Origin of the sequence: Neisseria sp. HMSC03D10 (genome assembly GCF_001807625.1) — a bacterium.
GTDB classification, from domain to species: domain Bacteria; phylum Pseudomonadota; class Gammaproteobacteria; order Burkholderiales; family Neisseriaceae; genus Neisseria; species Neisseria mucosa.
Window position 1 is genome coordinate 58,984 of record NZ_KV789517.1, and the last position, 11,134, is coordinate 70,117.

At 51.0% G+C, this 11,134-nt stretch carries 13 protein-coding genes; 6 read left to right on the top strand and 7 right to left on the bottom strand.

The annotated features are described in order from the left end of the window. Positions 1 to 90: 90 nt before the first annotated feature. From HMPREF3066_RS03905 to HMPREF3066_RS03915, 3 genes are all read right to left on the bottom strand, one after another. Positions 91 to 549, bottom strand: coding sequence for a hypothetical protein (locus tag HMPREF3066_RS03905; protein WP_060974795.1), 459 nt, complete (start codon positions 547 to 549; stop codon positions 91 to 93). Between the two features lie 51 nt (positions 550 to 600). Continuing rightward, positions 601 to 1,008, bottom strand: a complete 408-nt coding sequence (locus HMPREF3066_RS03910; RefSeq protein ID WP_241033499.1) for a hypothetical protein — start codon at positions 1,006 to 1,008, stop codon at positions 601 to 603. Between the two features lie 66 nt (positions 1,009 to 1,074). After that, the gene (locus HMPREF3066_RS03915) at positions 1,075 to 1,851 is read right to left on the bottom strand and encodes a tRNA threonylcarbamoyladenosine dehydratase (RefSeq protein ID WP_049229193.1); all 777 of its coding nucleotides are present in this window, start codon (positions 1,849 to 1,851) and stop codon (positions 1,075 to 1,077) included. Between the two features lie 192 nt (positions 1,852 to 2,043). Between HMPREF3066_RS03915 and HMPREF3066_RS03920 the strand changes: the two genes are divergently transcribed. Beyond that, a complete protein-coding gene (locus tag HMPREF3066_RS03920; RefSeq protein WP_003755397.1) occupies positions 2,044 to 2,508 on the top strand; it encodes a universal stress protein in 465 nt (154 codons plus the stop codon). 229 nt (positions 2,509 to 2,737) lie between these two features. Here the strand turns inward: HMPREF3066_RS03920 and HMPREF3066_RS03925 are convergent, their stop codons facing one another. Then, on the bottom strand, positions 2,738 to 4,006 hold the full coding sequence (locus HMPREF3066_RS03925) for an Nramp family divalent metal transporter (RefSeq protein ID WP_060975551.1): 1,269 nt from the start codon (positions 4,004 to 4,006) through the stop codon (positions 2,738 to 2,740). Positions 4,007 to 4,561: 555 nt separating this feature from the next. On the opposite strand from HMPREF3066_RS03925, the gene HMPREF3066_RS03930 reads away from it, so the two are divergent. Then, on the top strand, positions 4,562 to 4,933 hold the full coding sequence (locus HMPREF3066_RS03930) for an ACP-like domain-containing protein (RefSeq protein WP_003740987.1): 372 nt from the start codon (positions 4,562 to 4,564) through the stop codon (positions 4,931 to 4,933). A gap of 94 nt (positions 4,934 to 5,027) precedes the next feature. Here HMPREF3066_RS03930 and HMPREF3066_RS03935 read toward each other — a convergent pair whose 3' ends face one another. From HMPREF3066_RS03935 to fnr, 3 genes are all read right to left on the bottom strand, one after another. Next, a complete protein-coding gene (locus HMPREF3066_RS03935; RefSeq protein WP_070440557.1) occupies positions 5,028 to 5,648 on the bottom strand; it encodes a DUF2238 domain-containing protein in 621 nt (206 codons plus the stop codon). 42 nt (positions 5,649 to 5,690) lie between these two features. Continuing rightward, a complete protein-coding gene (locus HMPREF3066_RS03940) occupies positions 5,691 to 6,785 on the bottom strand; it encodes an MBL fold metallo-hydrolase (RefSeq protein WP_070440559.1) in 1,095 nt (364 codons plus the stop codon). Positions 6,786 to 6,864: 79 nt separating this feature from the next. After that, positions 6,865 to 7,599 carry a fumarate/nitrate reduction transcriptional regulator Fnr gene (gene fnr / locus HMPREF3066_RS03945; protein WP_009311137.1) on the bottom strand — a complete coding sequence of 245 codons (735 nt, stop codon included), beginning with the start codon at positions 7,597 to 7,599 and terminating at the stop codon, positions 6,865 to 6,867. Between the two features lie 143 nt (positions 7,600 to 7,742). Here fnr and hemN point away from each other — a divergent pair, with 143 nt between their 5' ends. The 4 genes from hemN (at position 7,743) to HMPREF3066_RS03965 (ending at position 11,096) form a co-directional block, all read left to right on the top strand. Beyond that, the gene (gene hemN / locus HMPREF3066_RS03950) at positions 7,743 to 9,164 is read left to right on the top strand and encodes an oxygen-independent coproporphyrinogen III oxidase (protein WP_070440562.1); all 1,422 of its coding nucleotides are present in this window, start codon (positions 7,743 to 7,745) and stop codon (positions 9,162 to 9,164) included. Positions 9,165 to 9,241: 77 nt separating this feature from the next. Further along, positions 9,242 to 9,442 carry a hypothetical protein gene (locus tag HMPREF3066_RS03955; protein WP_070440564.1) on the top strand — a complete coding sequence of 67 codons (201 nt, stop codon included), beginning with the start codon at positions 9,242 to 9,244 and terminating at the stop codon, positions 9,440 to 9,442. Between the two features lie 228 nt (positions 9,443 to 9,670). Further along, complete coding sequence (locus HMPREF3066_RS03960; RefSeq protein WP_003759974.1) at positions 9,671 to 10,408, top strand: methionine ABC transporter ATP-binding protein; 738 nt, start codon at positions 9,671 to 9,673, stop codon at positions 10,406 to 10,408. A gap of 1 nt (position 10,409) precedes the next feature. Continuing rightward, entirely contained in the window at positions 10,410 to 11,096 is a 687-nt protein-coding gene (locus tag HMPREF3066_RS03965; RefSeq protein WP_019270510.1) for a methionine ABC transporter permease, read from the top strand. Positions 11,097 to 11,134: the final 38 nt, after the last annotated feature.

Consider the following 11,134-nt stretch of genomic DNA (forward strand, 5'->3'; position numbering starts at 1 on the left):
TTGTCCTGATTTAAATTTAATCCACTATACATCACGGGGTCGTCTGAAAACGCAGCGGGTTTCGCTAAAACAAGTGTAGCAAAACAAAAATCAGCCTTTTTTGCGTTGGCTTTTCAAAGAAGCGATGGCAATGGCTAGCGTTTGCGCCAACGCCATGCCCAGCAGCGGCAAAACAGCGAAAAACGAACCGGTCAGCACCGTAACGGCATCGCGGGAAAACACAAAGCCATCGCGTGCCAGCATCGCGATTATCCAAGCCGACAATAGCAGCCATTCGCAGCCGACCAAAAACCAAATCATCCCGACCGAGCAGCGTTTGCGCCACTTCATGATGGCAGCGTGCAAAAGGCTGAATATCGGAACGGACAGGAAAGGATAAAGGAAATTGGTAAACGTCCGCGGAGAGCCGTCCTGAAAACACAAATAATCGCCCGACTGCATGTCGCATCCCATTGCGCCAAACATCGGATCGACGGCATACATCAACACACCGAACCAAACCGCATAAATCAGGCTGGCAATAAAATAGGCTTTGAAAAATCGGTTCATAGGCAAAAAAGGTCGTCTGAAAAAATAAATTTCAAAAGGCTTAAACCCACATCAAATTTTCTGATTGGCATTTGCAGAAGAGACCAACACACTCAGGGCTTGAACTGCTGCCATGCCATAAATAGGCAATCCGAAAAAAAGAAGTCCCGTTATTGCCGTCCAACTACTATCCAGACTACTCCACTTCCACAGCAAAAAAACGAACCAAACAATCAACCATTCGACAATAGGCAAGGCAAGAGTCATCGAAGTTGTACAGCGTTTGGTCCACTTCATAATGCCGGCATTGAGTAGGGACAATAACATTACAGATAAAAACGGAAAGAAGAAAAACTTCAAAGACACTTTCTCAAAAGCCGACATTTCATGAGCTCGCAGACAATACTCTGCATACTGTTCATTGTCAGCGTCAATATCAAAACATTCGGATCCTGAAAACAGCAAACCGTCACCGTACATCAGCAAACCGAAGACAACCGCATAAATCAAGCTGGCGATAAAATAGGTTTTAAAAATCGGTTCATCTCACTTCCGTCCCGCAATATGTTCTACCGCCGCCTGCGCGCAGTACAGACCGAACGAAGCCGTCACCAGCATACTCGCGCCATAGCCCGCGCAGGACAGCCCTTGCGGCGCAGTATCGGTCGAACACGCTTCGTCCGATTGCGGCGGCGTAATGTTTTCAGTCGAGAACACACACGGCACGCGCATTTTTTCTTTGGTATCGCGGCTGAAGCCGTAGCGTTTGCGCAAGGTGTAGCGCAGGTTGGCAAGCAGCGGGTCGTGGGTAACGCGGCTCAAATCGGCAGTTTGAATCAACGCCGGATTTTTCTGTCCGCCCGCGCCGCCGCTGAGGATAAACGGCTGATTGTGCCGCACAAAATAAGCCGCCATCGCCGCCTTAACACGCACTTGGTCTATCGCGTCGATCACAAAGTCGAAAGGTCGTCTGAAAAGCGTTTCCAGATTGTCTTCCGTCACAAAATCCTCGATTTCCTCCACTTCACATTGCGGATTGATTTGAGCAATGCGTTCGCGCAACGCCGTTACCTTCGCCTTGCCGAAATCGTCGGTCAGCGCATGAAGCTGGCGGTTGACATTGGACTCGGCGACGTTGTCCAAATCAATCAAGGTCAAACGACCGATACCCGTCCGCGCCAAAGCCTCCACCGCCCAAGAACCTACCCCGCCCACGCCGACCACGCAGACGTGCGCGCGCGAAAACCGCGCCAGTGCTTCATCTCCATAGAGTCTGGCAATACCGCCGAAACGGCGCGAAGGAAGAAAAACGGTGTCGTTCATACCCAACCTTGTGATATGTCAATAAATGAATGAAAATCAACGCAAAACGCTGCGGACGAATGCGACACATATTATACTGGAAAGCAGACGGGCTGTTGCAGCAGCCCGAAAGAGTCTATAATCGTTTCATATCGGACCCTTCCCAACCGCATGAAACAAAGTGCCGCCTGCGGCGCAAAAGGAGAATGAACTATGTACAAACATCTGGTTGTAGCCGTTGACGGCAGCGAAACTTCCCTCAACGCCCTGAAACACGCCGCCGAGTTGGCAAGCGTCAACAACGCCCGCCTGACTTTGGTACACGTCGCCAACCCCGCCGAATACATGGCGCTCGCCCCCGAATTCCTGCAACACGAAAGCTACGAGGCTGCCGCCGTCGCCCAAGGCAACGAAGTCTTGGACTTCGCTGAAAAAACCGCCCGAGAAAACGGCGTGGAAAACATTGTCAAACACCTGCTGGTCGCCAACAAAGGCGCGCGCGAAATGGCGCAGGATTTGGTCGATTACGCCGATGAAAACGGCGCCGACCTGCTGGTACTCGGCACACACGGCCGCACCGGTCTGATGCACCTCCTGATGGGCAGCTTCGCCGAAACCGTAATGCGCCAAAGCCACCTGCCGCTTCTGATTATCCGCAGCAAAGCGGAAGAAGCGTAAGGGTTTGCCCTATTGAAGAAGGTCGTCTGAAATCTCAAACTAAGATTTTCAGACGACCTTCTTTCATCTTATTTCAAATAGGTTTTACGAATTATTGATTATAATCATGAAATTCGTAATATCATTTACCTATACCAATAAATAACTTCTTCCCCAAACCAAACCCATAACAAAAAGGTCGTCTGAAAACCAAAATCCGGTTTTCAGACGACCTTTGTTTTGATTCGGCTTACTTAGGTGCAGCCAATATGCCGGTCAGGTTCAATAGGAACAATACCGTAAATCCGGTCAGGTAAATCAAGCCGAGGATGGCGAGGAAGTTCATGCCTGCCGTCAGCTTGTGGCGTTCGTCGCCTTTAACGAGGCGGTAGTTCAGCCAAGCGAACACGGGAGCGGCAATGAAGGCGGTAATCATGGCGAATTTGAGCAGCTCCGCCATCGCGCTGTTGAACCAGAAAATCACTGCCAAGCCCGTACCTGCGACCCAAACGTTCCAGGCAAAGAGTTCGACGTTGCCCGTTTTGTCTTTGCCGCGCAGCAGGCGCACCGGCTCGGCAATCGCGCGCGCGTAGCCGTCCACTACGGTAATCGTCGTGCCGTACATGCAGGCGAAGGCGATAAATGCCACCATAGGACGCGACCAGTCGCCGATGGTGACGGCGTACATATTGATCAGTTGACCGACGTATTTGCCACCCGCCATTTGCACTGCCTCACCGTTGCCGTACTGCACATACGCGCCCAAGGCGAGGAAGACGACCGCCAACACCGCGCTGGTAATGTAGCCGACGTTGAAGTCGAAAATACCGTCGCGGTAGCTGGAAGGATTGATGCGTTGTTTTTCCGTTACCCACAAAGAGTTGATAGCCGAAATTTCAATCGGCGCAGGCATCCAGCCCATCAGCGCGATGAGGAAGCCCAAGCCTGCCAGTGTCCATGGGGTAGGCTCGATAAAGTCGGGTTTCATCTGCATGCCGCGCGACATGGCGATGGCGGCGGCGGCGACTGTGGCAATCGTCAGGCTGACAATGATGATTTTGGAAACGTTGTCCAAGGCTTTGTAACGTCCGCTCGCCAAGATAATCAGGCAGGAAGCCATAATCAGCGCGGAGATTACGCCGACATTCAGCGTCAGCGAAGGAATCGCCATTTTTACAATGGCGGCGGTCACGATGGCGACCGCACCCGCGTTAATCGTTGCCGAGATAACGCACAAAATCAGGAATACCCACAAATAAACGCGGCTTTTCTCCGCATAGCCTTCAATCAGGCTTTTGCCCGTATCCAGCGTGTAATGCGCGCTGAAACGGAAAAACGGATATTTGAAGAGGTTGGTCAAAATGATAATCAACGCAAGCTGCCAGCCGTAAAGCGCGCCCGCCTGCGTCGAGGCAATCAGGTGCGAACCGCCGACCGCCGCCGAAGCCATCATGATTCCGGGACCCAGCGCGTTGATTTTGCTTTTCCAAGTCGAAGCGTGTGTGTGTTGTTCAGACATCATTCTCTCCGTCTTTTTTCAGACGACCTTCACAAAAAAAGGCGTATTTTAACGTAAATCAAGAGATTATCTAACAGACATTTCGAATATTTCATGCCGAAATATGTTAAAAATAAGCCGTACCGAATCGAAAATCTCCAATTATCAGCATTTTGTGACTGGAAACCTTTTTCAGACGACCTTGTATCGCTTTTTATACCCAATCAGGGCAGCACCCGAAAAACAACATACTTAATATCTAATTTGGGGTTAGTGTTGTGCAGAGGCTTTCAGGTACTTGCTTTGATGATAAACTTTTATAAAAAAATCAATACCCGAAAATAAAAGAAAAACAATAAAATAAGTTATTTTGTTATGATAAATTTTCAACTTATTTAATTTCGTACAACCAGAATAACCCTTCCCGAAAATTTCTTTGTATAGCTTTGCATATCTGCATATTGTATATTTTTTCGGAACGGATAAAATATGTTCTGCTTTCAAAACAAAGCAAGGATGGCGCCGGATAGTCCACGCCACACATCACTCTTTTCTCACTTTATGGAGTAATACCAGATGAAATTCTTATCTGCCGCTATTGTAGCCGTTCTGACTGCCGGTGTTTCCATGACTGCCGCTGCTGCTCCTGCTGGCTACGTTCCTTACAAATGCGACAACGGTAAAAAACTGAATGTCGTTTACGAATTTGACCGCAGTGGTAATGCAGTTGGCGCATCTGCAAATGCAGCCGGTAAACAAATCAGCCTGCGCGTTGACAAACGTCAATCAGACAGCACCGGTACAACCTTCACCAACAAACGCGGCTTCTCTATGTCTGCCGGTTACATCGACAAAAACACCCACACCACTTCTGAAGTTGTGGGCGTAACCGACTCACGCAACCGCTTCATCGTGAAAAACTGCGAACCCGTTAACATCGACCGTTAATTTACAACGAATGATTTAAGCTTCTTTAAGGTCGTCTGAAAACCGAAATAAGGTTTCAGACGACCTATTGTTTTTCCCATTTCTTTAAAACCTGTCAACCTGTTTTCAAACGCTTATCCGGTCGTGTCAATATAAACACTACCAGTGACGTTAACGCGCCTAGCGTATCAGCGAGCATGTCTTTTTGCGCATCCCAAATATTGCCTTGCGAACCGAGTACTTCCAAACCTGCTTCGCCGCCGTCAATCACCGCATACTGCCATTCGATGATTTCGTAAGCCGCTGCCACGCTCATGATGAAGAACAAGGAGAAAAACAGGGCAAGCGCAGGACGGCAGAGTTTACGGCGCAACAGCCATTCTGCCATCGGATAGGCGTAGAAACCGATGATGTAGTGTCCGACGCGGTCAAAATGGTTGCGTCCTTCGCCTAAAAACGGCGCAAGCAGGCGGTTTGCCCAATCGAAGGGCACATCGGCGAAAGTGTAGTAAGAACCGATGGTATGCATAATCAGCCAGAAACTCATGAATACATAAGCCAGATTACTGAAACGGAAACAGCGGTAGGTAGCGATGAGTGCGATAAATACGATCGAAACAGGAATGATTTCGGCGTACCAAACAGCGCGGTCGGACGGATTGACACCCGACCAGACGATGAGTAAAGCAATGAAAACTGTGAATAATAAAGGGATAACATGCGAAGTTTTTTGCATAAGAATTTCTTTGTATTAAATTAATAAAAATGATGGAAATTTTCAATAAACTGTGCAGCAGCTTGATTCTAAAGGCTCTGCGAACCAGTCTTGCGTGGTGGTATCGGCATCGAAGACTTGCCCCATCAGCGGGATCAACGGATTCACGCCCAAACTGCGTGCCAGCGGGATGCTTTGCAGCAGGGGTTCGTTCCAAGCGTGCAGTGCCATGGCGTAGGCGCCCCAGTGGATGGGCATGAAGCGTTTGGGAGCAAGCTGTGCGGCATAGCGGGCGGTTTGCTCGGGGAAGAGGTGATTGTTGGGCCAATGTTCGCTGTATTGCCCGTTTTCGATGAACGCGATATCGAACCCGTTGAATTTTTCGGCGATTTTGTCGAAATGGCTGCCTTGTGCCGAGTCGCCGTGAAAATAGAATTTTTCGCTGCCGTGTTCGATGGCAAAGCTGGACCACAGGGCTTGGTTGTGGTCGGTCAGGGTTCGGGATGAATCGTGACGGGCAGGTAGTGCGGTGTAGCGGATGCCGTTGCGTTCGGTACTTTGCCACCAATCGAGTTCGGTAATGCGCTCTTGCGGCACGCCCCATTTTTTCAGCAGTACGCCCATGCCGAGTGAGACGATGAAATGGCTGTTGCCTTTTGAATTGAGTGCCTGCACGCTGTCTTTTTCGAGGTGGTCGTAGTGGCTGTGTGAAATCAGGATGACATCGACGGGCGGCAGTTCGTCGATTTCTGAGGGGGCAGGCTGGAAGCGTTTCATGGTGATGGGGATGGGGGAGACGGAATTGCCGAAAACGGGATCGGTAATGACGGTTTGTCCGCCGATCCGCATCAATAGGGTGGAATGTCCGAACCAGACGAAACGGCTTTTCCCTTCGGGTGCGGCAAGGAAGGTTTGCCAATCGGGTTTGACGGTAGGCAGAGGTTTGGGCGGGCGCGTTGCCTGCGGGTCGGTCAGGATCTTCCAAAATGCGCCGGTCAGGCCGGTCGGTTTCTGCTGCGGTTCGGGGTTGAAGAAGGTTTGCGTTTTCGGGTCATAATGGTCACTTGCGGGGTAAACGGGATGTTGGTCGGGATAGAGCCAGTAGGCGAGCAGGGCGCAGACAGCGGTCAAGGCAATGAGTTTTTTCTTGTGTTTCATAATTGGATTTTATGAAGAAGGTCGTCTGAAAATTTTTCAGACGACCTTGGGTTTTGTTTGAAAATGGTCTCGGTATCCATCAGATGGCGTGCGAACAGCCGGACACCATTTTTTTGAGGGCTTGCGAGTCGAGGATTTTGATGTGCTTGTGTTCGACCGAAATCAAGCCTTCGTGGTGGAATTTGGAGAGCGTGCGGCTGACGGTTTCGAGTTTCAGCCCCAAATAGCTGCCGATTTCTTCGCGCGACATCCGCAGAATGAAATCGTTGGCGGCAAATCCGCGCGAGTAAAGGCGTTGGGACAGGTTAAGCAAAAACGCCGCCAGACGTTCTTCGGCGCGCATATTGCCCAAAAGCAGCATCACGCCTTGGTCGCGCACGATTTCGCGGCTCATCAACCGGAAAAAATGACTTCTCAGACTGGGGATGTTGTGTCCCAGCTCTTCGATGTGGGTGAAGGGCAGCTCACACACTTCGCTGTCTTCCAAAGCCACCGCGTCGCAGCTGTGGACATGGGAGCAAATGCCGTCCATGCCGATGAGTTCGCCGGACATAAAAAAGCCGGTAACCTGATCGCGACCGTCCTGACTGGCAACCGTGGTTTTGAAAAAACCGGCACGGATGGCAAACAGCGACGCGAAAGGCTCACCGGTGCGGAACAGATATTCACCCTTCTTCAAGCGGCGGCTCTGTCGGATGACCGCGTCCAATTGTGCAAACTCATTGGGCAAAAGCCCGACAGGCAGGCAGAGTTCACGCAGCGAACAGGAAGAACACAGGGTTTTCATCTGATGCATAGCATTGTGTGTGGTCATAAAACACCCTTAAAATTAAGGTTTTTATCCTGTCATGATTACGTAAGTTATTGACACATATCAAGACAGGTTTATCATACTGTGGCATTCTACCAAACTATCCGAAAATTGCCTAACTTCATTACTCTAATCACGCACACGCCATGAAAGTAATACCGATACAAAATAATCACAATAGAAACGATGACAAGCCTGAGTTCGACCGCGAACTCATCGCCAGCCTTCCTTCCAGCGGTCCGCGCTACACTTCCTACCCCACAGCCGACCGTTTTCATGACGGATTTCGCGAAGCCGAATATATCAATGCCTTGAATCAGCGCGGTATGGGGGCTTTGAACAAGCCCCTTTCGCTTTATATCCACATCCCCTTCTGCAACACCATCTGTTACTACTGCGGCTGCAATAAAATCATCACCAAAGACAAAAGCCGCGCCGATGCCTACATCGAATACCTTGAAAAAGAAATGGAGCTGCTCGCCCCGCATCTGGGTGGACGGCATCAGCTTGCGCAACTGCACTTCGGCGGCGGTACGCCGACTTTCTTGAGCGACGACCAAATCGAACGCGTATTCCGCATGATACGCAAACATTTCCAACTTATCCCCGGCGGCGAATACTCCATCGAAATCGACCCGCGCAAAGTCAGCCGCGAAACCGTCCTCATGCTCGGCAAGCTCGGCTTCAACCGCATGAGCGTCGGCATTCAGGACTTTGATCCCAAAGTGCAGGCAGCAGTCAACCGTATCCAAAGCTACGATGAAACCAAAGAAGTCATCGATGCCGCCCGCGAAGCAGGGTTCAAATCCGTCAGCGTCGATTTGATTTACGGCTTGCCGCACCAAACCGCCGAAAGCATCAAAACCACCATCGACACTGTCTTGTCGCTCGATCCCGACCGCCTTGCCCTTTATCACTACGCCCACCTGCCGCATATCTTCAAGCCGCAACGCCGCATCGATACCGAAGCCGTTCCCGGCAGCGAAGAAAAACTCGATATGCTGCAATACTGCGTCCAAACCCTGACCGAACGCGGCTACGTCTTCATCGGTATGGACCACTTCGCCAAACCCGATGACGAACTTTCCATCGCCCTCAAAGAAGGCTTCCTCCAGCGCAACTTCCAAGGCTACTCGACCTACGCGGACTGCGATTTAGTTGCCATCGGCGTATCCTCCATCGGCAAAATCGGCAGCACCTACTCCCAAAACGAACGCGACATCGACGCCTACTATGCCGCGCTCGATGCAGGACACCTGCCCATCATGCGCGGCTACCAACTCAATCAGGACGACCTTTTGCGCCGCAATATCATCCAAGATTTGATGTGCCGTTTCTCCTTGGATTACCGAATCTACGAAAGCGTGTTCGGTATCCCGTTCGACCGCTATTTCAAAGACGAACTTGCCGACTTGGAACAACTTGCCTCCCTCGGACTCGTCCGCCTGAAACCGCACGGACTGACCGTTACCCCCAAAGGCCGCTTCCTGATACGCAACATCGCCATGGTGTTCGACTACCACCTGCGTCATAGGGAAACCAAAGCCCAATATTCGCAAACGGTGTAAAGAGGAATAGCAAAGGTCGTCTGAAAACCGTTTTCAGACGACCTTTGCCCTTTGTTTCCCTTTGTTAAGGAACGCTAATGAACGAACAAACCAAACAGGCCGCACAAACCATAGGTCGTCTGAAACGTAAAGCCAGCGACGAAGAACGGCTGCAAGGCTGGCGCGAAACCTGCGCCAAACAAGGGTTAAGCGGCGAATTTATCCTGACCACCAAGCTCAATGGCGCGGCTTATACCGAGGAAGAAGCTCGCATGGTGGCGGAGCTTTTCGGCAAATAAACTGACAATTTATTATTTTAAAATTACAAATCATATCAAAACTTGACAAATTTACCGATTTTGATTATAGTTGTATATGAGTTAACATTGCCGATTTGACACAGCTTGCGGGCATAAACAGCTAAAGCGTATTTTCATTTTCTGCTGTTTTTATTCCTTTCTTTATATCCAAGCCCGTTGTGTACAGCATCGGGCTTCTTTTTTTTCCGGAAGTATTAGGAAGTATTTATGATTATTTTGGACAACGTTTCCAAACATTACCAAACGCGCGACAAAACCCGTTTTGCCGCCGTCGAGCCGACCAGCCTCGAAATCCAAGACGGCGAAATCTTCGGCCTGATGGGCTATTCCGGCGCGGGTAAATCTACTCTGTTGCGCCTGATTAACCTGTTGGAACGTCCCGACAGCGGCAAGGTCAATGTGTGCGGACAAGAGCTGACCGCGCTCGATGCCGCAGCATTGCGTCAGGCGCGGCAGAATATCGGCATGGTGTTTCAGCAGTTCAATCTTTTGAGCAACCGCACCGTCGCCGACAATGTTGCCTTTCCTTTGGAAATTGCCGGATGGTCGTCTGAAAAAATCAAAGAGCGTGTCAAAGAATGTCTTGAAATCGTCGGCTTGACCGAACGCGCCGACCACTACCCCGCCCAGCTTTCCGGCGGACAAAAACAGCGCGTCGGCATCGCCCGCGCGCTCGCGCCCAAACCCCAAGTCATCCTCGCCGACGAACCCACTTCCGCCCTCGACCCCGCCACCACGCGCAGCGTCTTGGAATGTTTGGAAGACATCAACAAGCGATTCAACGTTACCATCGTCATCGTAACCCACGAAATGAGCGTCATCCGCCGCCTGTGCGACCGCGCTGCCCTTTTGGATAAAGGAAAAGTGGTGGAAATCGTCGAAGTACGCGGCAACCAAATCCACGCCCAATCCGAAATCGGGCGCGAACTGATTCGGGAGGACTGATATGGCAGACTTAACATTCGAACAAGCCGTTTCCACCATCGTCGGCATGAAAGACGAAATCGTCCGCGCTTTGGGCGAAACCTTCGTTATGGTCGGGCTGTCCACCACGATCGCCGTCATCTTCGGCACGCTCTTGGGCGTCTTGCTTTTCGTAACTTCCAACCGCCAGCTTCATTACAACAAGCCGGTGAATTTCCTGTTTGACAACTTAGTCAACCTGATGCGCGCCTTCCCCTTCGTCATCCTGATGATTGCCATGATACCCGCAACCCGCGCCATCGTCGGCAGCACCATCGGCCCGATTGCCGCCTCGCTGGTATTGAGCGTGTCCGGCCTGTTTTACTTTGCCCGACTGGTGGAACAAAACCTGCGCGAAGTCCCCAAAGGCGTGATTGAAGCCGCCACCGCCATGGGCGCATCGCCGCTTGCCATCGTCCGCAAAGTCCTCTTGAACGAAGCGCGCGCGGGCATGGTTTCCAGCATCACCGTCCTCGCCATCGGTCTGCTCTCATACAGCGCGGCGGCAGGCATGATAGGCGGCGGCGGCTTGGGCGACCTCGCCATCCGCTACGGCTACTACCGCTACCAAACCGAAGTCATCATCTTCATCGTCGCCATCCTCGTGCTGCTCGTTATCCTGATTCAAAGCATCGGCAACGCATTGGCGCGGAAATTGGACAAACGTTAAACCATCAAAAGGTCGTCTGAAAAGTTTTCAGACGACCT